The organism is Yonghaparkia sp. Root332 (genome assembly GCF_001425665.1).
Taxonomy (GTDB): domain Bacteria; phylum Actinomycetota; class Actinomycetes; order Actinomycetales; family Microbacteriaceae; genus Microcella.
Map to the genome: position 1 here is coordinate 1,554,899 of NZ_LMCX01000001.1, position 20,164 is coordinate 1,575,062.

Annotated in this window: 23 protein-coding genes; 17 read left to right on the forward strand and 6 right to left on the reverse strand. The window is 71.8% G+C overall.

Annotated features, from left to right (window positions below; all coding sequences use genetic code 11):
- The first annotated feature begins 78 nt into the window (after positions 1 to 78).
- Entirely contained in the window at positions 79 to 681 is a 603-nt protein-coding gene (locus ASC54_RS07465) for a histidine phosphatase family protein (RefSeq protein WP_055855695.1), read from the forward strand.
- A gap of 24 nt (positions 682 to 705) precedes the next feature.
- Here ASC54_RS07465 and ASC54_RS07470 read toward each other — a convergent pair whose 3' ends face one another.
- A complete protein-coding gene (locus ASC54_RS07470; RefSeq protein ID WP_055855693.1) occupies positions 706 to 1,605 on the reverse strand; it encodes an oxygenase MpaB family protein in 900 nt (299 codons plus the stop codon).
- 91 nt (positions 1,606 to 1,696) lie between these two features.
- Between ASC54_RS07470 and ASC54_RS07475 the strand changes: the two genes are divergently transcribed.
- From ASC54_RS07475 to ASC54_RS07485, 3 genes are read left to right on the forward strand one after another with little or no spacing between them, the layout of a single operon-like run.
- Positions 1,697 to 3,361, forward strand: a complete 1,665-nt coding sequence (locus tag ASC54_RS07475) for an FAD-dependent oxidoreductase (RefSeq protein ID WP_055855690.1) — start codon at positions 1,697 to 1,699, stop codon at positions 3,359 to 3,361.
- On the forward strand, positions 3,354 to 3,674 hold the full coding sequence (locus ASC54_RS07480; RefSeq protein WP_055855687.1) for a rhodanese-like domain-containing protein: 321 nt from the start codon (positions 3,354 to 3,356) through the stop codon (positions 3,672 to 3,674). The genes ASC54_RS07475 and ASC54_RS07480 overlap by 8 nt, the downstream gene beginning before the upstream one ends.
- Positions 3,671 to 3,940, forward strand: coding sequence for a metal-sensitive transcriptional regulator (locus ASC54_RS07485; RefSeq protein ID WP_055855684.1), 270 nt, complete (start codon positions 3,671 to 3,673; stop codon positions 3,938 to 3,940). The genes ASC54_RS07480 and ASC54_RS07485 overlap by 4 nt, the downstream gene beginning before the upstream one ends.
- 32 nt (positions 3,941 to 3,972) lie before the next feature.
- Here ASC54_RS07485 and ASC54_RS07490 read toward each other — a convergent pair whose 3' ends face one another.
- Entirely contained in the window at positions 3,973 to 4,467 is a 495-nt protein-coding gene (locus tag ASC54_RS07490) for a GNAT family N-acetyltransferase (protein WP_055897744.1), read from the reverse strand.
- A 60-nt stretch (positions 4,468 to 4,527) separates the two neighbouring features.
- Between ASC54_RS07490 and dapB the strand changes: the two genes are divergently transcribed.
- Positions 4,528 to 5,325, forward strand: a complete 798-nt coding sequence (dapB, locus tag ASC54_RS07495) for a 4-hydroxy-tetrahydrodipicolinate reductase (RefSeq protein WP_055855678.1) — start codon at positions 4,528 to 4,530, stop codon at positions 5,323 to 5,325.
- Positions 5,322 to 5,777, forward strand: coding sequence for a hypothetical protein (locus tag ASC54_RS07500; RefSeq protein WP_235451406.1), 456 nt, complete (start codon positions 5,322 to 5,324; stop codon positions 5,775 to 5,777). Before dapB ends, ASC54_RS07500 begins: the two co-directional genes overlap by 4 nt.
- Here the strand turns inward: ASC54_RS07500 and ASC54_RS07505 are convergent.
- The 4 genes from ASC54_RS07505 to ASC54_RS13170 form a co-directional block, all read right to left on the reverse strand.
- Positions 5,774 to 6,778 carry a TIGR01777 family oxidoreductase gene (locus ASC54_RS07505; protein WP_255357373.1) on the reverse strand — a complete coding sequence of 335 codons (1,005 nt, stop codon included), beginning with the start codon at positions 6,776 to 6,778 and terminating at the stop codon, positions 5,774 to 5,776. The genes ASC54_RS07500 and ASC54_RS07505 overlap by 4 nt on opposite strands.
- Entirely contained in the window at positions 6,778 to 7,203 is a 426-nt protein-coding gene (locus ASC54_RS07510; protein ID WP_055855673.1) for an OsmC family peroxiredoxin, read from the reverse strand. Before ASC54_RS07510 ends, ASC54_RS07505 begins: the two co-directional genes overlap by 1 nt.
- A gap of 96 nt (positions 7,204 to 7,299) precedes the next feature.
- On the reverse strand, positions 7,300 to 7,785 hold the full coding sequence (locus ASC54_RS13165; RefSeq protein ID WP_055897747.1) for a DUF4395 domain-containing protein: 486 nt from the start codon (positions 7,783 to 7,785) through the stop codon (positions 7,300 to 7,302).
- Positions 7,782 to 8,210 carry a thioredoxin family protein gene (locus ASC54_RS13170; RefSeq protein ID WP_055897749.1) on the reverse strand — a complete coding sequence of 143 codons (429 nt, stop codon included), beginning with the start codon at positions 8,208 to 8,210 and terminating at the stop codon, positions 7,782 to 7,784. Before ASC54_RS13170 ends, ASC54_RS13165 begins: the two co-directional genes overlap by 4 nt.
- 89 nt (positions 8,211 to 8,299) lie before the next feature.
- Between ASC54_RS13170 and thyX the strand changes: the two genes are divergently transcribed.
- From thyX to recA, 11 genes are all read left to right on the forward strand, one after another.
- Positions 8,300 to 9,064, forward strand: a complete 765-nt coding sequence (thyX, locus tag ASC54_RS07525; protein WP_055858927.1) for an FAD-dependent thymidylate synthase — start codon at positions 8,300 to 8,302, stop codon at positions 9,062 to 9,064.
- A gap of 697 nt (positions 9,065 to 9,761) precedes the next feature.
- Entirely contained in the window at positions 9,762 to 10,259 is a 498-nt protein-coding gene (locus ASC54_RS12990) for an endonuclease domain-containing protein (protein ID WP_055897752.1), read from the forward strand.
- A 150-nt stretch (positions 10,260 to 10,409) separates the two neighbouring features.
- Positions 10,410 to 11,384 (forward strand): 4-hydroxy-tetrahydrodipicolinate synthase, encoded by a 975-nt coding sequence (dapA, locus tag ASC54_RS07535; protein ID WP_082514919.1) that lies wholly within the window; start codon positions 10,410 to 10,412, stop codon positions 11,382 to 11,384.
- Positions 11,385 to 11,462: 78 nt separating this feature from the next.
- Positions 11,463 to 13,139: a ribonuclease J gene (locus ASC54_RS07540; protein ID WP_055897755.1), complete on the forward strand. Its 1,677-nt coding sequence runs from the start codon at positions 11,463 to 11,465 to the stop codon at positions 13,137 to 13,139.
- 63 nt (positions 13,140 to 13,202) lie between these two features.
- Positions 13,203 to 13,946, forward strand: a complete 744-nt coding sequence (locus ASC54_RS07545) for a hypothetical protein (protein ID WP_156376758.1) — start codon at positions 13,203 to 13,205, stop codon at positions 13,944 to 13,946.
- Between the two features lie 68 nt (positions 13,947 to 14,014).
- Positions 14,015 to 16,750, forward strand: coding sequence for a DNA translocase FtsK (locus ASC54_RS07550; protein ID WP_055897759.1), 2,736 nt, complete (start codon positions 14,015 to 14,017; stop codon positions 16,748 to 16,750).
- A gap of 110 nt (positions 16,751 to 16,860) precedes the next feature.
- Positions 16,861 to 17,457, forward strand: coding sequence for a CDP-diacylglycerol--glycerol-3-phosphate 3-phosphatidyltransferase (gene pgsA, locus ASC54_RS07555; RefSeq protein WP_055898133.1), 597 nt, complete (start codon positions 16,861 to 16,863; stop codon positions 17,455 to 17,457).
- Positions 17,454 to 17,975 (forward strand): CinA family protein, encoded by a 522-nt coding sequence (locus tag ASC54_RS07560; RefSeq protein WP_055855656.1) that lies wholly within the window; start codon positions 17,454 to 17,456, stop codon positions 17,973 to 17,975. The genes pgsA and ASC54_RS07560 overlap by 4 nt, the downstream gene beginning before the upstream one ends.
- Positions 17,976 to 18,158: 183 nt before the next feature.
- Positions 18,159 to 18,467 (forward strand): helix-turn-helix domain-containing protein, encoded by a 309-nt coding sequence (locus ASC54_RS07565; protein ID WP_055897760.1) that lies wholly within the window; start codon positions 18,159 to 18,161, stop codon positions 18,465 to 18,467.
- A gap of 102 nt (positions 18,468 to 18,569) precedes the next feature.
- Positions 18,570 to 18,794 (forward strand): DUF3046 domain-containing protein, encoded by a 225-nt coding sequence (locus tag ASC54_RS07570; RefSeq protein WP_055855653.1) that lies wholly within the window; start codon positions 18,570 to 18,572, stop codon positions 18,792 to 18,794.
- 296 nt (positions 18,795 to 19,090) lie between these two features.
- Positions 19,091 to 20,164 carry a recombinase RecA gene (gene recA / locus ASC54_RS07575; RefSeq protein ID WP_055897763.1) on the forward strand — a complete coding sequence of 358 codons (1,074 nt, stop codon included), beginning with the start codon at positions 19,091 to 19,093 and terminating at the stop codon, positions 20,162 to 20,164.

Below are 20,164 nucleotides of genomic sequence, written 5' to 3' on the forward strand. Positions count from 1 at the left end.
CCAATCCGGGGGGTCGGCCGTTCACCGACCCGCACGAGCGCGATGACATAGGGTCGAGGGCGACGAAGGAGTGCGATCGTGTCCCGGTACGTGTACCTCGTGCGCCACGGCGAGCAGCAGGACGCCGAGCACGGGCTCCCCGACGGCCCGCTCAGCGGGCGCGGTCAGCGGCAGGCGACGGCGATCGCGGAGCGACTCAGCGGCGTGCCGTTCGCGAGCGTGCACACCTCGCCGCTCCAGCGGGCGGTCGAGACGGCGCGCACGATGACCGCGCGCATGCCCTCGATCGAACCCGTGCCGACCGCGCTGCTCATGGACTGCATCCCCTCAGGGCCCTCGCCCGACATGCCGCACGCCTTCGAGTCGTTCTTCGGGGGCGTGACCGAGGCCGAGATCGCGGCCGGTGAGGCGCAGATGGCCGACGCGACCGCCGAGTGGCTCTCGCCCTCGCGGGACGATCGCCACGACCTGCTCATCACCCACAACTTCGTCATCGCCTGGTTCGTGCGCGAGGTCTTCGACGCACCCGCCTGGCGATGGATGGGCGTCAACCAGGCCAACTGCGGCCTCACGATCATCCGCGTGCGCTCGGCGAAGCCGCCCGTGCTCGTCGCGCACAACGACCTGGGGCACCTGCCCGTGGAGCTGCGCACCGGACTCCCGGTCGACCAGCCCTTCTGAGCGGCCGCGAACGTCCGAGAGCGCTCAGGCGTTCTGGCCCGCGAGGCGCTCCAGACGCAGCTGGGTGAACCGCATGCTCGACGACTCGGTGCCGAGCACCGCGCGCATGACCGCGAGCATCAGGCGCGTGGCCGTGATCGCCGGCCACCACGGGCGACGCAGGCCGAGCATCCGCCGATAGCGATCGGGGAGGGAGGCGACCGCGCCGGCGAAGAGGATGCGGTACGCGGGCCCCACCGCACGACCGAGCTGCGGCGACCGGAGCCAGCGCACGGCGTCGTCGACGCGCTCGTCGCGCCGCAGGACGGGGATGTAGGAGGCGATCGCGGCGTCGAGCTCGGCACGCGAGCGCGGCGGGTCGACCATCCCCATGAGCTCGCCCGCGATCGCCCACTCGCGCACGTACTGGTCGGAACCGCCGGGGATCGGTCCTCCCCAGGTCTCGTGCGAGCCGATGAAGGCGTCCGCGAAGACGCAGTGCACCCAGCCGATGAGGTCGGCGTCGTCGGCGCGGTAGGCGCGCGGGGCGCCGTCCGGGCCCGCGTACTCGCCGCGCACGCGCTCGTGGAGGCGCGACACCCATGCGCAGCCGGCCTCGGCCCGGGTGCGGTCGGCGAAGGTCGTCGTGAGCACCCAGCGCACCGTGCCGGCGAGGCGGCCGAGCGGGTCCTGCTGGTAGCGGCTGTGGTCGTGGACTCCGGCCATCGCGCCCGGGTGGAGGGTCTGCATGAGGAGGGCGCGGATCCCCGCCACGATGGTCGGGGTTCCGTTGTGCACGACCCACACCGCGGAGCCCGGCCCGAAGAAGCCCTCGTCGTCGCCGCTCTCGAGGGCGCTCACCCAGGCGGGGACGCCGTCGGGATCGCCCGAGAAGATGGTGAGGATGCGCGCCCTCGCACGACGGAGGACGGCGGGTCGCGGCATGAACGAGACTGTCGCACATCGCTCTGAGGGGCGATCGGGAGTCGGCTGGGAGCGCTTGCCAAAAATACCCCCGGGGGTATACTCTCGCACCATGACCCAGCCCCGAACCTATGTGATCGTCGGCGGAGTGGCGGGCGGCATGTCCGCCGCCACGCGCCTGCGCCGTCTGGACGAGACCGCCCGCATCATCGTCCTCGAGCGCGGCGAGCACGTCAGCTTCGCCAACTGCGGCCTGCCGTACCACGTGGGCGGCGTCATCGAGGATCGCTCCTCGCTCGTCCTGCAGACCCCCGCCGCCCTCGGAGCCCGGTTCGGGCTCGACGTGCGCGTGCGCACCGAGGCCGTCGCGATCGACCGCGAGGCCCGCACGGTGACCGCCCGATCGGTCGAGACCGGCGCGGAGGAGCGCATCGGCTACGACGCCCTCGTGCTGAGCACCGGCGCGAGCCCCGTGCGCATACCCATCCCGGGCGTCGAGCGCGGTCTCGCGCTGCGCGACCTCGCCGACATGGACGCGATCATCGAGCGCGCCCGCGACGCGCGCCGCGTCGTCGTCGCCGGCGGCGGCTTCATCGGTCTCGAGCTCGCCGAGAACCTCCGCCACCGCGGCCTCGAGGTCACGGTCGTCGAGATGCTGCCGCAGCTGCTGCGCCCCTTCGACGTCGAGATGGCCCACCTGGTCGCTGAGCGGATGCGCGCCCACGGCGTCGACGTCCGTCTCGGAACCGCCCTGTCGGCCATCGAGCCCGACCTCGTGGTGCTCGACGGCGGCGCCGCGACCCTCGACGCCGACCTCGTCATCCTCTCCGTCGGCGTCCGCCCCGACACGGCGCTCGCCCGCGCGGCGGGGCTCGCGCTCGACGAGCGCGGCTACCTCGTCGTCGACGCGCAGCAGCGCACCTCAGACCCCTCCATCTGGGCCGTCGGCGACGCCGCGCTCAAGCAGCGCGCCGAGGGCGGCTCGGCTCCCGTCTGGCTCGCCGGGCTCGCGAACCGTCACGGCCGTCTCGCCGCCGACGCGATCGCCGGGCGCTCGCACGACGCGGTCCCCGCGTTCGGCACCGCCGTCATCGGCGTATTCGGCCTCACGGCCGCCGTCGTCGGCCGCACCGAGCGCGAGCTGCGCGAGGAGGGGCGGCGCATCCGCGTGATCCACACCCACCCGAGCGATCACGCCGGCTACTACCCGGGCGCGACCACGCTCTCGCTCAAGCTCATCGTCGACGCCGAGACCGACCGCATCCTCGGGGCGCAGGCGATCGGCGAGAACGGGGCGGACAAGCGCATCGACGTCATCGCCACGGCGATGGCGGGCGGCCTCACCGGTCGGCAGCTGGCCGACCTCGAGCTGGCCTACGCGCCGCAGTTCGCCTCGGCAAAGGACCCGATCAACATGCTCGGCTACGTCGACGACAACCTCATCGACGGGGAGGACAGCGTGCAGTGGCACGAGCTCGCCGACCGGCTCACCGAGGGCTGGCGTCTGATCGACGTGCGCACCACCGGCGAGAACGCGGCGGGCGCCATCCCCGGCGCCGAGCTCATGCCCCTCGATGAGCTGCGCGAGCACGCCGAGTCGCTGCGCGGCGAGCGCGTCATCGTGCACTGCAAGGTCGGGCAGCGCGGCCACACCGCGGCATCGCTCCTGCGGCAGTACGGTGTGACCGCGGCGAACCTCGACGGCGGCTACACGACGTGGCTCGCCGGCACGGCGGCGACCGCCGCCCCGACCCTGACTGGAGCATCCCGTGGCTGACGAGATCACCGTCGACGAGCTCGCGCAGCACCACGCGCAGGGCCCGATCGCCCTCATCGACGTGCGCGAGCCCGACGAGTACGCGGCGGCGCACGTGCCGGGAGCGCGGCTCGTCCCGCTCGGCACGGTGCCCGACGCGGTCGAGACGATGCCGCTCGACGAGCGCATCTACGTCATCTGCCACTCCGGCGCGCGCAGCCAGCGCGCCGCCGACTACCTGCTCGCGCGCGGCTTCGACGCCGTGTCCGTCGCGGGCGGGACCTCCGCGTGGGTGCAGCGCGGGCTCGACTACGAGACGGGGGCGCGACCGTGACGACCATCCCGGCGGCCGAGGCCAAGAAGATCTCCAATCGCCTGCGCCGCGCGCAGGGGCAGCTGACCGCGGTGCTCGCGATGATCGAGGAGGGGCGTGACTGCCGCGAGATCGTGACGCAGCTGTCCGCGGCCTCGAGCGCGATCGACCGCGCCGGCTTCGCCCTCATCGCCTCGGCGATGAAGGAGTGCCTGCGCGACGACACCGGCGCCGACAACGACGTCGAGGTCGCCGACCTCGAGAAGCTCTTCCTCAGCCTCGCCTGACGACCCGGTCGTTCGCGCGCACCCGCTCGACGTCAGTCGGCGGGCGCGAGCGGCTTGCCGAGCCAGAGGGTCGCGTTCGGGTTGTCGTTGAACGGCTCCACCGGCGCGAACCCGAGGCTCGCGTAGAGCGCGCCCGCCGCCGTCTGAGCGTCGTGCGTGTCGAGCACGAGCTCGCGCGCGCCGCTCTCGCGAGCCCGGCGCTCGAGCTCGAGCATGAGCGAGCGCCCCGCGCCGATCCGCCGCGCGTGGGGCTGCACCCACACGTGCTTCACCTCGCGGCGCGACCCGAGGGGACCATCGGGGATCGTCCTGATGCCTCCGCAGCCCACATCGGCCGGCTCGCCCGCGAGATTCTCGCCCTCCAGGAGCAGGAACACCCCGCCCGGGGGCGCGAACTGCGCGGCGTCCACGGTCGGGCGCCGGTACGCGCGACCGGAGGGGAACCCCTCGGCGCGCGCGGCGAAGTACTGGTCGAGCAGCGCCGCCGCGGTCGGGTCGGTCGGCATCGCCTCGCGGAAGGTCACCATCCCTGAAGCCTACGAGCGCACGGCGGCGGACGCTCGGCATCCCGACAGTAGGCTGATCCCATGGTCATCCGGGTCGCCGTCGTGGGCGCGAGCGGGCGTCTGGGCTCCGTCGCGTGCCGCGTCATCGAGCAGCAGCCAGATCTCGAGCTCGTCGCGCGCCTCACCTCGCGCAGCTCCCTCGACGACATGCTCGGCGCTGACGTCGTGCTCGACGTCACCCACCCCGGCGTCTCGCCGACGGTCGTCGATCACGCGGTGCGCGCCGGCCTCGCGGTCGTCGTCGGAACGAGCGGCTGGAGCGAGGACCGCGTGCGGACGCTGCGCACCCTCCTCGCGGGCCGAGAGGATGCCGCGGTCGTCATCATCCCGAACTTCTCGGTCGGGTCGGTGCTCGCGACGCACTTCGCGACCATCGCCGCGCAGTTCTACGAGTCGGTCGAGATCGTCGAGGCGCACCACGCCGCCAAGGTCGACTCGCCGAGCGGCACGGCCGTGCGCACCGCGGAGCTCATCGGCCACGCGCGCGCCGAGCTCGGGCCCGTGGTCGCGCCGCACGTCGACCAGCGCGCGAGGGGTCAGCAGGTCGCGAGCGTGCCCATCCACTCGCTGCGACTGCAGGGCGTCGTCGCGAAGCAGGACGTCCACTTCGGCGGAACCGGCGAGGTGCTCACGCTCACCCACGAGACGCTGTCGCCCGCCGCGTACGAGCAGGGCATCGCGCTGTCGATCCGCGCCGCGGCGCACGTCCGCGGCCTCGTCGTCGGGCTCGACCGCCTCATCGGGCTCGGTGCTCCCGGTTCTCCGGGTGCGCCGGCGGATCCCTCCGCGCCGTCCGCGGCGACGGACGCTCCCGCGTGAGGAATCGCACGCGCTGGAGTGCGCTCGCGATGGGCGCACTCCTCCTCCTGTACCTGACGTTCACGGTCTTCTACGCCGTGCAGCTCATCACGGCTCCGCAGCCTCTCGCGCAGGTGATCGGCTGGGCGCTCCTCGCTCTGCCGCTGCTGGGAGCCGTGTTCGCCGTCGCCGAGTTCGTGTTCGGCTTCCGCACCGAGCGGCTGGGCCGTCGGCTCGAGGCCGATGGAGGGCTGCCGGCCGACGAGCTCCCGACGCGCGTGAGCGGTCGGGTCGAGCGCGCGGCGGCCGACGAGGTCTTCGCGCGCTACGCCGCCGAGGCCGAGGCGAACCCCGGCTCGTGGGCGCATTGGTTCCGCCTGTCGCTCGCGTACGACGGCGCGCGCGACCGTCGGCGCGCCCGGTGGGCGATGCGCGAGGCGATCCGGCTCGCGCGCGCGGACGGGATCCTCTAGGCCGCGGCGTCGGACGACGCGGCGGGGGAGCGCCCGCCCGTGACCGATGCGCGCGCCTCCGGATGCACGAGCTCCGCGATCGCCTGCTCGATCGTCTCGTGCCGGAACCGGAACCCGTCGGCGATCAGCTTGGCCGGCACCATCTTCTGGCTCGCGAGCAGCAGCTCGCGCCCCGCCTCGCCCATCCCGAGCGCGATGACCCTCTCCGGCAGCACGAGCGCGTGCGGGCGGTTCATCGCCGCCGCGAGCGCGCGCGTCACGCGGTCGCTCGTCGCGGGCGTCGGGCCGGCGAGGTTGACCGGTCCGCGGACGCCCGAGGTGAGCAGGTGCACGATCGCGTCCGCCTCGTCGTGCAGGCTGATCCACGGCCAGTGCTGGCCGCCGGAGGCGACGCGCGCGGCGAGTCCGAAGCGGGTCAGCAGGCGCAGCGGCGTCATCGCGCCGCCGGGGCCGATCACGAGGCCCGTGCGCGCCAGGACGACGCGCGTGCCCTCCGGCGCGAGCTGCGCGGCCTGCTCCCAGGCCTCGACGACGTCGGCGAGGAACCCTTCGCCCTTGCTCGACTCCTCCGTGAGCCGCACCGCGGGGCGGTCCCCGTAGTAGCCGACCGCGGATCCGCTGATGAACGTCGCGGGCGGCCGCTCGGCCATGCCCATCGCCTCGGCGAGGGCGCGCGTCGCGCCGATGCGCGAGTCGAGGATCTGCCTCTTCCAGCCCGGCGTCCACGGGATGCGGCTGATCGAGGCGCCCGACAGATTGACGACCGCATCCACCTCATCGAGGATGCGCGCGTCGAGAACGCGCGATTCCGGCGACCAGGCGAACTCGGTCTCCGATCGCGGCGGACGCCTCACGAGGGTGCGCACCGCGTGCCCCTGCGCGCGCAGCTGACGCTGCAGCTCCGAGCCGATCATGCCGGAGGCGCCGGCGATGAGCACCGTGAGCGGCCGGCCCGCTCCGTCGGAGCTCGCGCCGCGGCCGGTTCGGGGTGCGGCCGCCACTACGCGAGCGAGGCTTCGAGCGTGATCCGCACGCCCGCGAGAGCGGCCGACACGGGGCAGTTCTTCTTCGCGTCCTCCGCGAAGGTCGCGAAGTCGTCGGCCGAGATGCCGGGGATCTTCGCGCTCACGAGCAGGTGGCTGCCCGTGATGCCCTCGCCGGGCACGAAAGTGACGGCGGCGGTGACCTGCAGGCTCTCCGGGGCGTGCCCGGCACCGGTCAGCGCGTGCGAGAGCGCCATCGAGTAGCAGGCCGAGTGCGCGGCGCCCAGGAGCTCCTCCGGGTTCGTCTTGCCGGGGACGCCCTCGCTGCGGGCCGCCCACGTGACGGGGAACTCGGCCGCATCCGACGAGTCGAGGGATGTCGTGCCGTGCCCCTCGGTGAGGGATCCGAACCAGAGGGTGGTGGCTTCGCTCGTGACGGCCATGGGGGTCTCCTTCGTCCTGACGGGAGCTTCAGCCTACGGAAGCGATCCGACCCGCGCGAGAGGCCTCCGCTCAGGCGCGTCGGCTAGAGGAGCCGGCTACGCGCGTCGCGGCCGGATCGCGCCGGCGCGCACGAGCAGCACGTACAGCTGGCACCCGAGGCAGTAGTCGAAGACGGCGTTGAGGAAGGCCGCGATGAACGCCATCGAGGCGGCGACGACGAAGGCGCCAGGGACGCCGAGCAGGTGCAGCACGAGACCCGCTCCCGTGATGAGGAAGCCGACGAGCTGCGCGAAGGTCGGCGCCGCCGGGTCCTCGCGGTGGGTCGGGGGAGCCAGGCGCGGAGCGACGAGCGTCGCGTACAGCCGACCCCACGGGTGGCGGCGGATGCCCGCGAACGCCCCCCAGGCGAAGATCGCGACGAGAGCGGCGAGAACCGCGGTCGCGGCGACGGCCGAGCCGCTGAGCGCGAGCCCCACGACCACGAGCAGCAGCACGGCGGTGATCGCGGCGCCGAACCGGGGCCCGCGCGGGTCGATGCCGGGCTGCGTGCCGGGCTCCGATGACGTGCCGGGGGCGCTCACGCGGCGGCTCCGATGCTCTCGCGCACCGACTGCACGGCCGCGCGCACTTCGGCGGGCTTCGCCGCGCCGACGATGCGGCCGCGGACGACGCCGTGAGCATCGACGAGCAGGGTCGTCGGGGTGCTGAGGACGTTGTGCGCCGACGCGAGGTCGGGGTGCTCGGTGACGTCGAGCTCGCGACGCGCGAGGCCGCGCTCGCCCGCGACGAGCTCCTCGCTCACGCGTCGCATGACCGCGCAGGCCGAGCAGACGGGGCTCGAGAGCTGGAGCAGGGTCACGTCGGCGCCCGCGACCGCGAGACGGGCATCCGCCGCCTGCGATGCATCGGAGACCACGACGCGACCCGACCGGGCGCGGATGACGAGGCCGATCGCCGTCGCGCCGATGACGAGCGCGGCGATCGCGAGGAGCGCGGGGGAGTCCATGAGATGAGGGAACCACGCACGGGGCTTCATCTATTCCCCGACCGGCCCGCATGTGACGTTCCATGACGCGCGAGCGCACCGGCGGTCGGATGCCCGCGGCCGCCGGTAGGGTTTCGAACGTGTCCGACGCAGCCGAGATCACCTTCCGCTCCGATGTGACCGTCGAGCTCGTGCGCGCGAGCGCCGCCGACTCCGACGTGCTCTTCGCCGCCCGCGTCTCGACGCAGGGGGAGCAGACGCTCGAGAGCGCGTCCTCCGGGCAGGACGCGACGGTGCGCGACCGCGGCCTCATCAACTACCTCATGCGCGACCGGCACGGCTCGCCGTTCGAGCACAACTCGATGACCTTCTACGTGCAGGCGCCGATCTTCGTGTTCCGCGAGTTCATGCGGCACCGCATCGCCTCCTACAACGAGGAGTCGGGCCGCTACCGCGAGCTGCGTCCCGTCTTCTACGTGCCCGGCGCCGACCGGAACCTCATCCAGGTCGGCAAGCCCGGCGCCTACGACTTCCTCCCCGGGACCCCCGAGCAGCACGCGATGGTCGATGCGGAGGTGCGCGGCGTCTGCGAGGCGGCCTACGCCTCCTATCAGCGGATGCTCGACGCGGGCATCGCGCGCGAGGTGGCCCGAACGGTCCTCCCGGTGACGATCTACAGCTCGATGTACGTCACGATGAACGCCCGCTCGCTCATGAACTTCCTGTCGCTGCGCACGAAGCGCGAGGGCACGCACTTCCCCTCCTTCCCGCAGCGCGAGATCGAGATGGTCGCCGAGCTCATGGAGCAGCGCTTCGCCGAGCTCATGCCGCTCACCTACGAGTCGTTCAACGCGAACGGCCGCGTCGCCCCGTAGTCGGCACCGCGCGGCCCGCGCCAACCGCGCGGCACGCGCCAACCGCGCCGCCCGCGCCAACCGCGCCGCGCGAGCCCGCGCACCTGAGTCCCTCTCTCCGTGCCCGACCGCGGTGCGCCCGACCGCGCTTCGCGAAGTGTTCACGACTGCAGGACCGACAGGACGGTGCGCTGTCCCGCGCGTCGAGCGGTGTCGACGGCGTGTCGATGCTCGCTGTCGGTCCGACGGACAGCACTCGTCCTCAGACGGCTCGACCGCATCCAGGCTCACCGATCCCGGTAGAGCCCGTTCGCTGCGGCGCCTCTCGCCGCAGACTCGCCGAATGACCTCACTCTCGTCGTCGATCCGCGCCGCGGGAGGCATCGCGACCCTCCGGGAACTGAACGCGTCACCAGCGCAGCAGCGGCAGCTCGCCCGCTCGGTCGATCGCGGTGAGCTGCTCCGACCCCGAAAGGGCGTCTATGCGATACCGGATGTCCACCCCGACCTTCTGCGGGCAGCCCGTGTCGGCGGCCGACTGACGTCAGTCTCCGCTCTCCCGCATCACAGGCTGTGGACCCCGCCCTGCGCGAGACGCGCACCCCTGCATGTCGACGTTCACATCGCGACGACTCCGCGAAGGCAGCCCTGGAATCCGCGGATCCACTGGAGTCGCGAGCGGGTCCATCCGCAGTTCGGTCTCGCTCCGCTGGAGCAGGTGCTGCGGCTCGCCGCCGCGGACCTTCCGCTGCCGTTCGCGGTGGCCGTGCTGGATTCCGCGATGCGCGTCTCGCCGCTCACGCCGGTGGAGCTGCTCATGGCGGCGCAGTCCTGGCGCGGGCCGGCTCGCGAGGCGGCGGAGCTCTCCGATGAGCGATCCGACTCCGGAACGGAGAGCGTGCTGCGAGTCCTCCTCCATCAGGCGGGCATCCCCGCGACACCGCAGGTCCCGCTGCCGACGGGCGACCTGGATCGCGCTGACCTCCTCGTGGGCGATCGGCTGATCATCGAGTGCGACAGCGAGGCGCATCACGCGGAGGCTGCACATCGCCGAGCTGACCTAAGACGGGATGAGCTTCTCGTCGCTCTCGGATTCCTCGTGCTCCGACTCGACTACCGCCAGGTGTTCGACGATCCGGCTGGTGCGGTCGCGGTCGTGGAGGCCATCGTCGCGCGCGGAGAGCATCTGTCTGCGAGGCCGACTCTCTGTGGGTGACACCGGCGTGAGGAGCTGGATCATCGGCGTGTCGATTCCGACTGTCGGTTCTGCAGACACCTGACCGGCGTGGCGGCGCCCAGCGACTGGCGTGGCGGCGCCGAGCGACCGGCGCGGCGGCGGCGGGCCCGAGCCGATACCCTGGGAACCGTGAGCGAGCAGAACCCCTTCGGCCAGGTCCTGGTCGCCCTGGTGACCCCGATGACCGCCGACGGCGAGGTCGACTGGCCCGGGGTCGAGAAGCACATCGAGCACCTCATCACCCACGGCGCCGACGGCATCGTCGTCACCGGCACGACGGGCGAGACGAGCACCCTCACCGACGCCGAGAAGCTCAAGCTCGTCACGGTGGGCAAGGCGGTCAGCTCCGGCCGCGCGACGATCATCACGGGCGGCGGCTCGAACGAGACGGCGCACGCGATCGAGCTCTACAAGGCGAGCGAGAAGGCCGGCGCCGACGGCGTCATGATCGTCACGCCCTACTACAACAAGCCCACCCAGGCCGGTGTGCTCACGCACTTCCGCATGATCGCGGACGCGACCGATCTGCCGGTCATCCTCTACGACATCCCGGGACGTGCGGGCATCGAGATCAAGTACGAGACGATCCTCCGCGCCGCGAAGCACCCGAACATCCTCGCCGTGAAGGACGCCAAGGGCGACCTGAGCGAGGTCAGCCGCGTCATGAACCAGACCGACCTCATGTACTTCGCCGGCGACGACGCGAACGTCCTGCCGACGCTCGCGATCGGCGGAACGGGCCTGATCGGCGTCACCGCGAACGTCGCACCCGCGAGCTACCGCGCGATCGTCGACGCCGTCAACGCGAACGATCTCGCGTCGGCGACCGCCGAGCACCAGCGCCTCGAGCCGCTCGTGCGGGCGCTCATGACGCACGTCCCCGGCACGGTCGCGACGAAGTACGTGCTCCACGGGCTCGGCCGCATCGGGTCGCCCCGCGTGCGTCTGCCCCTCGTCGGCCCCGAGGACCACGAGGCGGCGATCATCGAGGACGAGATGGCGCTCGTGCACGACATCGACGGCGTCGACCTGCGAACGTTCCGGCCCGATCGCAACGCCGCGGCCGGCGGTGCCCTGCCCAAGGTGGCCGGCACCACCCGATAACAGCCTCACCAGGGGGCACGAGGCCCCGCCATGATCAGGCCCGCCAGGGCCGAGCGAGACAGATACGAGGTTCCACCCGTGCCCCATGCCATCGAAGAGGCCCCCGCCCTCGAACCCGGAACCCTCCGCGTCACGCCGCTCGGCGGCCTCGGCGAGGTCGGCCGCAACATGGCCGTCTTCGAGATCGACGGCAAGCTGCTCATCGTCGACTGCGGCGTCCTCTTCCCCGAGGAGCATCAGCCCGGCGTCGACCTGATCCTCCCCGACTTCTCGCCCATCCGCGACCGTCTCGACGACGTCCTCGGCGTCGTCCTGACGCACGGCCACGAGGACCACATCGGAGCCGTCCCGTACCTGCTGCGACTCCGCAACGACATCCCCCTCATCGGCTCGACGCTCACGCTCGCCCTCATCGAGGCGAAGCTCAAGGAGCACCGCCTCCAGCCGTACACGCTCACCGTCACGGAGGGCCAGCAGGAGAAGCTCGGCCCCTTCGAGCTCGAGTTCGTCGCCGTCAACCACTCCATCCCCGACGCTCTCGCCGTCGCCATCCGCACGGTCGCGGGCACCGTGCTGCACACGGGCGACTTCAAGATGGACCAGCTGCCGATGGATGGCCGCATCACCGACCTGCGGGCGTTCGCGCGCCTCGGCGAGGCAGGTGTCGACCTGTTCATGACCGACTCCACGAATGCGGATGTCCCCGGCTTCACCCCGAGGGAGCGCGACATCGGCGCGGTGCTCGAGACGGTCATCGCGAAGGCTCCCCGCCGGGTCATCGTCGCGAGCTTCTCGAGCCACGTGCACCGCGTCCAGCAGGTGCTCGACGCCGCGGCCGCGAACGGCCGCAAGGTGGCGCTCATGGGCCGGAGCATGGTCCGCAATATGGGCATCGCGGCCGAGCTCGGCTATCTGAAGGTGCCGGAGGGCATCCTCATCGACTACAAGAAGGCCGCCAACCTGCCCGACGACCAGATCGTCTACATGTCGACGGGGTCGCAGGGCGAGCCCATGGCGGTGCTCGCGCGCATGGCGAACCTCGACCACCAGGTCGAGGTCGGCAAGGGCGACACGGTCATCCTCGCCTCGAGCCTGATCCCGGGCAACGAGAACGCGGTCTACCGCGTCATCAACGGGCTCATCGCGCTCGGCGCGACGGTCGTGCACAAGGGCAACGCGAAGGTGCACGTGTCGGGGCACGCCGCCGCCGGCGAGCTGCTCTACTGCTACAACATCGTCCGGCCTCGCAACGTCATGCCCGTGCACGGCGAGGCCCGCCACCTCGTCGCCAATCAGCAGCTCGCGATCGACACCGGAGTCCCGGAGGAGCGCACGATCCTGGCGGAGAACGGCACGATCGTCGACCTGCGCGACGGCGTAGCCCGCATCGTCGGTCAGCTCGATCTCGGCGAGGTGTACGTCGACGGCTCGACGGTCGGCCAGATCACCGACGCCGACCTGAAGGACCGCCGGATCCTCGCCGAGGAGGGCTTCATCTCCATCTTCGTGGCGGTGGATGCTCAGACCGGTCGTGTCGTCGTCGGCCCCGAGCTGCACGCTCGCGGGTTCGCCCCCGACGACAGCGTGTTCGACGCCGTCATCCCGCAGATCGAGAAGGCGCTCACGGAGGCGGCCGAGAACGGCACGCGCGACAGTCACGCCTTCAGCCAGGTCGTGCGCCGCGTCGTGGGCCGCTGGGTCAACACGCAGCACCGTCGTCGGCCGATGATCGTGCCGGTCGTCATCGTCGCCTGATCGATACCGGTTCGGGACCGACGACCCCTTATCGCGGCGAGGGGGCGGGAGTACGGTCTCCGCATGATCCGTCCTCAGTTCCGACGTCGGGCGATGGGCGGGGCGCTCGCAGGGGCGCTCCTCCTCGCCCTCGTGGGGTGCGGCCCGACCGCTGAGCCGGTCGCCTCGCCGAGCGCGAGCGTCGACGTCTCGCCGAGCGCCGAGCCCTCGGAGTCCCCGACTCCGACCCCGGACCCGACGCGACCGGCGCTCGCCGAGCTCGCCCTGAGCGCGGAGGGTCTCGGGCCACTAGCCCTGGGCGACCCGCCGGACGAGGACCCCGCCACGCGCATGGTGTCGTTCGAGCCGGATGCCTGCGTGAGCACCGAGGCCGAGATCGCCCCGGGAGGCCCCGGCGCCGACCTGTGGCGCACTGACCCGGCGTACGCGACGACGACCCCCGCGTACGGCCCAGGGACAGCGTTCGGCGTCGGCGTCGACCGCGACACCGGCATCGTCGATCGCATCGATCTGTACTCGGCCGACATCCCGACCGACGGGGGAGTCCGCATCGGCGACGCGGGGGCGAGCGTCGCCGCGGCGCACCCCGACGCGACTGTCGTCCCCGAGTACTTCACCGACATCCACGTGGTGACCGGCGCGATCGGCACCCTTCAGATCGAGGTCGCGAAGAACCCTCCCGACATGGAGGGCGACTACTGGGAGGGGCGCGCCGGGACCGTCGTCTACATCCACGCGGTGACGACCGACCTCGGCGTGTTCTCGGTGGCGGCGAGCGGCAACCTCGTCGGCGTCTGCGGCGCCTGAGCCGTGCCTCCCGCCCGCGCGAGCGTGTCGGGCCGGTCGGCGTCGGAGGTCGCGGGTACCGTGACTCCATGGCTTCGTCCAGTCGCACATCGTCGCGCCCGCGCACCTCGACGCCGCGCGGTTCTGCGGCGGCGAAGAAGCCGAGCGCCCGCACGCAGGCCACGAAGAGGCTGCCCGCTCCGCCGACCGAGCAGCCGGGCATCCTCTCGAGCGCCTGGATGGGTCTCGCGCACCTGACCGGCGGCGCCTTTCGAGCGCTCGGGAAGGAGACCCTCGCGAAGGAGGAGCGCCGCGACGGCGTGCCCTTCCTCATCGTCTTGCTCGCGGTCGTCGGAGCGATCGTCGAGTGGTTCACGCCCGCCGATCCGGTCGCGCTCGCGCTCGACGCGTACACGTTCGGCGGGCTCGTCGGCCGCGTGGCCTACGCGCTCCCGGTGATCATGGTCCTGTTCGCGGCGTGGCTCTTCCGGCACCCGGCGAGCGTCCACGACAACACGCGCATCGGCATCGGGCTGGGCCTCCTGATCGCGAGCGTGAGCGGTCTCTGCCACATCGCCCTCGGCGCCCCTCAGCCCACGGAGGGCGCGCTCGTCCTCGCCCAGGCCGGCGGCGTCATCGGCTGGCTCCTCGGCGGGGCTCTGCTGCTCGCGACCGTCTGGGTGGCGATCCCCGCGCTCGTCGTGATCGCGTTCCTGTCGGTGCTGATCATGACGAAGACGCCGCCGAACCGCATCCGCGAGCGCCTCGGCGAGCTGTACGCCTACCTGTTCGGGGCCGAGCTGCCCGAGCGCGGCCGCGACAAGAGGCCCAGCGCCGACGACGCGATCGCCCCCGAGTTCGGCAGTTTCAGCGACCTCGGCCTCGACATGGAGGACACCTCCTCGATGCCGTGGTGGCGCAAAGGCCGCCCGCGGGCCGAGGTGCCCGCCTTCGACACGCCCGTCGAGCGCGACCAGCCCACCGATGTGATCGGGGCGGATGCCGTGGCCAGGGCCACGGGGGGCCTCGCGGCCGTTCTCGACCAGGCCGAGCAGGCCATCCAGCGCGCGACGGGCGAGCAGCCGGCGCGCCCCTCCGGCGTCCGCGAGGACGCGGAGCCCGCGATCCTCCCGGGCTTCCCGACGACGGCGAGCGAGAAGGGCGAGGCCGGCGAGTTCGCGCCCCCGCCGATCGCGAAGACGAGCCCGCCCTACCGTCTGCCCGCGGCATCCGTGCTCGCCCCCGGCACGCCGCCGAAGGCGCGCAGCGCGGCGAACGACGCGGTCGTCGCGGCGATCACCGAGGTGCTCACGCAGTTCCAGGTCGACGCGCGCGTCACGGGGTTCAGCCGCGGCCCCTCGGTCACGCGCTACGAGATCGAGCTCGGTCCGGGCGTGAAGGTCGAGCGCTTCACGGCGCTCACGAAGAACATCTCGTACGCGGTCGCGAGCAACGAGGTCAACATCCTCTCGCCGATCCCGGGCAAGAGCGCGATCGGCGTCGAGATCCCGAACGTCGACCGCGAGGTCGTCTCCCTCGGTGACGTCCTGCGCTCGAGCGCGGCCGGCAAGGCCCTCCACCCCATGACGATCGGCGTCGGCAAGGACGTCGAGGGCGGCTACGTCGTGGCGAACCTCGCGAAGATGCCCCACCTCCTCGTGGCCGGATCGACCGGCTCGGGCAAGTCGAGCTTCATCAACTCGATGATCACGAGCCTCCTCATGCGCGCCAAGCCCGCCGAGGTGCGCATGGTCCTGATCGACCCGAAGCGCGTCGAGCTCGCGGCGTACCAGGGCGTGCCGCACCTCATCACTCCGATCATCACGAGCCCGAAGAAGGCGGCCGAAGCCCTGCAGTGGGTCGTGAAGGAGATGGACATGCGGTACGACGACCTCGCGTCGTTCGGCTTCCGCCACATCGACGACTTCAATCGCGCCGTGCTCGCCGACGAGATCGTCCTGCCGGAGGGCAGCAAGCGCCAGCTGCAGCCCTACCCGTACCTGCTCGTCGTCGTCGACGAGCTCGCCGACCTCATGATGGTCGCGCCGCGCGACGTCGAGGACTCGATCGTCCGCATCACCCAGCTCGCCCGCGCGAGCGGCATCCACCTCGTCCTCGCGACGCAGCGCCCGAGCGTCGACGTCGTCACGGGCCTCATCAAGGCGAACGTGCCGAGCCGACTGGCCTTCGCGGTCTCGAGCATGACCGACAGTCGCGTGATCCTCGACCAGCCGGGCGCCGACAAGCTCATCGGCCAGGGCGACGGCCTGTTCCTGCCCATGGGGGCGAGCAAGGCGGTGCGCGTCCAGGGCGCGTGGGTCACCGAGCCTGAGATCGCCGCGGTCGTCGACCACGTCAAGAAGCAGGCCCGCCCCGAGTACCGCAACGACGTCGCCGTGGAGGCCGAGAAGAAGCAGATCGACGCCGACATCGGCGACGACCTCGAACTGCTGCTGGCCGCGACCGAGCTCATCGTCGGCACGCAGTTCGGCTCGACCTCGATGCTGCAGCGCAAGCTCCGCGTCGGGTTCGCGAAGGCCGGCCGTCTGATGGATCTCCTGGAGTCGCGCGACGTCGTCGGCCCCTCCGAGGGGTCGAAGGCGCGCGACGTCCTCGTCAGCCCTGAGCAGCTGCCGGAGGTCCTCGCGCGGCTGCGCGGGGACGACGCGCCGAGCGGCTCCTCGGCCGCCGGCGGCTCGAGCGGCGCGGTGTCGGTCGCATCCGCCGCCCTCGGGAGCGATCCGGTCGACGAGATGACCCGGGGGTATCCTGAGGCCGAGGGCGATTCCGACGAGGACGCCTGGGGGCTCACCGGTCGCGACTGAGCCGCGCCCGGGCTCGACGAGAGGACACCATGCCGCGCTCCGACGCCGCAGGCGACGAGACGACCGCCGGCCCCGAGGCCGCCGCATCCGCCTCGAGCCGCTCGTTCCCGATGCGCGGGCGCGTCGTCAGCGCGGGGGAGACCCCCGCCTCGACCGGCAACGTGGCGAACATCATCACGGTCGTCCGCATCCTGCTCGCCCCGCTCTTCGTCGTCCTGCTCCTCCTCGACGGCGGTGCTGACGGGGCGTTCCGCGTGGCCGCTGCGCTGCTCTTCATCGTGGCGATCGCGACGGACAGCCTCGACGGCCATCTCGCGCGCAGCCGCAATCTCGTGACCGACCTGGGCGTGCTGCTCGATCCGATCGCCGACAAGGTGCTCACGGGCACCGCCCTCGTCATGCTCGCGGTTCTCGCCGAGCTGCCGTGGTGGGTCGTCGCCGTGATCCTCGTGCGCGAGTGGGGCATCACGCTGTTCCGCTTCCTCATGCTGCGCGACCGCGTCATCCCGGCGTCGCGCGGCGGCAAGCTCAAGACCGTCGTGCAGTCGGTCGCCATCTCGTTCGCGCTTCTGCCGCTCTGGAACCTCCTCGGCGAGTGGGTGCACTGGCTCAACGGCGCTCTCATGACGGCGGCCGTCATCCTCACCGTGGTGACGGGTCTCGACTACCTCCGCCAGGCCCGCGTGCAGAACCGCCGGGTCGAGTGACCCCGACGCCGCGATCGGGCGGGGCGGATGCCGCTGCCGAGGTGATCCGCCGACTCACGGCCGCGCATCGCACCGTCGCGGTCGCCGAGTCGCTCACGGGCGGCCGGGTCGTGTCGGCCCTCGTCGACATCCCCGGAGCCTCCGCGGTCGTCCGCGGTGGCGTCGTCGCCTACGCGACGCCGCTCAAGTCGTCCCTGCTCGGCGTCCAGGCGCGCCTACTCGACGCGCGCGGGCCGGTCGATCCTGATGTGGCCGCGGCGATGGCCGAGGGCGTGCGCCGCGCGGCCGCGGTCGAGGGCGCCCCCGCTGACGTCGGGCTCGCGACGACGGGCGTCGCCGGGCCCGATGCGCAGGACGCGGCTCCGGTCGGGCTCGTCTTCGTCGCGGTCGCCGACGACCGCGGCACGGAGGTGCGCGAGCTGCGGCTGGAGGGAGATCGCGAGGCCATCCGGGCGGCCGCCGCGGAGGCGGTTCTCGACCTGCTGGTCGAGCGACTGGTCGCCGCGTCGAAGAGCTGAGCCGCAGGGGCTCAACTTCGCCGCCTCGCGGGAATAGCTGTGGTGACGGTCGTGTTACAGACAGCAGACTGACACGCGTCATCCAGGCGCAGCCGGTTAGAGTCGACGCACTCGGCGGTGGGATACAGTGATCCACCCGGTGCCCGCACCGACCGCGAGTTCAGGCAGAAGAAGGAGGCACCCATGGTTCTCGTCCGACAGGAAATCGGTGAGGTCCTCCGCGATGTCCGCCTGCAGAAGGGCCGCACCCTCCGCCAGGTCGCCAGTCGCGCGAGCGTCGCTCTCGGCTACCTCAGCGAGGTCGAGCGCGGGCAGAAGGAGGCCAGCAGCGAGATCCTCGCCTCGGTCGCCGACGCCCTCGACACCCCGATCTCGGTCATCATGCGCGAGGTGGGCGACCGCCTCGCCGTCATCGAAGGCCTCTCGAGCGTTCCCGACACCCTTCCCGACGACCTCGTCGCGGAGTTCGACGCCGACCTCGCGGTCCGCTAGTCGTCGTCCACGGGTTCTCAGCCCCGCCGGCTCGCCGGCGGGGCTTGTTCGTGTCCGCGACCGTGTCCGCAGCCCGTCGTCGTCCGTGACTAGGGTGGTCGGGTGACCCGCAGCGAGTTCTCCCGCGCCGTCGTCGACGAGTTCGGCGAGGCCTACGGGCGCACGCTCGTCCGCGATCTGGTCCTCACGCCGCTGGGCGAGCGCACGGCCGAGCAGGCTCTCTCGGCGGGCGTCGCACCCCGCGACATCTGGTTCGCGCTGTGCTCCGAGATGGATGTCCCGCGCGAGCGCTGGTACGGCGCCGGCCGACCCGAGCCGCGTCGCTGACGCCGTCCTCCGCCGCGCTGGGGGCGCAGTTTCTCCGGAGTTCCCGGGTGACACGCCGACCATCCGATCATTCGAACATTCGTTCGGTTCGCGCGTAGACTCCTCCACAGCGGCTCTCGAACACGAGTGGTGCACGGATCACGGACGGAACTCCCCGATGTCGGGGGTCGTGCGTACCGTCGTCCTCGTCGGCGATCGTCGTCACCGCCTTGTCGCAGAACGATCAGCCCGGCTCCATCGGCTCGTCGTCGCGCGGCAGCCGACAGGCAGCAGCTCACTACGCGAAGGAGACCGCAATGCCCTCACCTGCAGACCGCGAGAAGGCCCTTGAGACCGCTCTCGCCCAGATCGACCGACAGTTCGGCAAGGGCAGCGTCATGCGCCTCGGGTCGGACGAGCGCGCACCCGTCGCGGTCATCCCCACCGGGTCGATCGCCCTCGACGTCGCGCTCGGCATCGGCGGCCTCCCCAAGGGCCGCATCATCGAGATCTACGGCCCCGAGTCCTCGGGAAAGACCACGCTCACCCTCCACGCGATCGCGAACGTGCAGCGCGCCGGCGGCATCGCGGCGTTCATCGACGCCGAGCACGCCCTCGACCCCGACTACGCCAAGAAGCTCGGCGTCGACATCGACCAGCTCCTGGTATCGCAGCCCGACACGGGCGAGCAGGCGCTCGAGATCGCCGACATGCTCGTGCGCTCGGGCTCGATCGACCTCGTCGTCATCGACTCGGTCGCGGCCCTCGTGCCGCGGGCCGAGATCGAGGGCGAGATGGGCGACTCGCACGTCGGTCTCCAGGCCCGACTCATGTCGCAGGCTCTCCGCAAGCTCACCGGCGGTCTCAACCAGACGCAGACCTCGATGATCTTCATCAACCAGCTCCGCGAGAAGATCGGCGTGTTCTTCGGCAGCCCCGAGACGACCGCGGGCGGCAAGGCGCTGAAGTTCTACGCGTCGGTGCGACTCGACATCCGCCGCATCGAGACCCTGAAGGACGGCACCGAGGCGGTCGGCAACCGCACGCGCGTGAAGGTCGTGAAGAACAAGATGGCCCCGCCCTTCAAGCAGGCCGAGTTCGACATCCTCTACGGCATCGGCATCTCGCGCGAGGGCAGCCTGATCGACTTCGGCGTCGAGCACGAGATCGTCCGGAAATCGGGCGCCTGGTACACCTACGACGGCGACCAGCTCGGCCAGGGCAAGGAAAACGCGCGTCGCTACCTCCTCGACAACCCGACCGTGGCGGAGGAGATCGAGAAGAAGATCCTCGCCAAGCTCGGCATCGGTGCGGCTCCGACCTCGGTCGACGCCGCCCCGGTCGATTCGATCCAGCAGAAGATCGCTCAGCGCAAGGCCGCGGGCGCCTGA

What these genes read in the sequence shown, in the direction of transcription:
- ASC54_RS07475 (WP_055855690.1), top strand. Translation starts at nt 1,697, where the DNA reads ATGACCCAGCCCCGAACCTATGTGATCGTCGGCGGAGTGGCGGGCGGC.
- ASC54_RS07490 (WP_055897744.1), bottom strand. Translation starts at nt 4,467, where the DNA reads ATGGTGACCTTCCGCGAGGCGATGCCGACCGACCCGACCGCGGCGGCG.
- ASC54_RS07565 (WP_055897760.1), top strand. Translation starts at nt 18,159, where the DNA reads ATGGTTCTCGTCCGACAGGAAATCGGTGAGGTCCTCCGCGATGTCCGC.
- ASC54_RS07470 (WP_055855693.1), bottom strand. Translation starts at nt 1,605, where the DNA reads ATGCCGCGACCCGCCGTCCTCCGTCGTGCGAGGGCGCGCATCCTCACC.
- dapB (WP_055855678.1), top strand. Translation starts at nt 4,528, where the DNA reads ATGGTCATCCGGGTCGCCGTCGTGGGCGCGAGCGGGCGTCTGGGCTCC.
- thyX (WP_055858927.1), top strand. Translation starts at nt 8,300, where the DNA reads ATGCCCGCGGCCGCCGGTAGGGTTTCGAACGTGTCCGACGCAGCCGAG.
- ASC54_RS13170 (WP_055897749.1), bottom strand. Translation starts at nt 8,210, where the DNA reads ATGGACTCCCCCGCGCTCCTCGCGATCGCCGCGCTCGTCATCGGCGCG.
- pgsA (WP_055898133.1), top strand. Translation starts at nt 16,861, where the DNA reads ATGCGCGGGCGCGTCGTCAGCGCGGGGGAGACCCCCGCCTCGACCGGC.
- ASC54_RS07545 (WP_156376758.1), top strand. Translation starts at nt 13,203, where the DNA reads ATGATCCGTCCTCAGTTCCGACGTCGGGCGATGGGCGGGGCGCTCGCA.
- recA (WP_055897763.1), top strand. Translation starts at nt 19,091, where the DNA reads ATGCCCTCACCTGCAGACCGCGAGAAGGCCCTTGAGACCGCTCTCGCC.
- ASC54_RS07550 (WP_055897759.1), top strand. Translation starts at nt 14,015, where the DNA reads ATGGCTTCGTCCAGTCGCACATCGTCGCGCCCGCGCACCTCGACGCCG.
- ASC54_RS07510 (WP_055855673.1), bottom strand. Translation starts at nt 7,203, where the DNA reads ATGGCCGTCACGAGCGAAGCCACCACCCTCTGGTTCGGATCCCTCACC.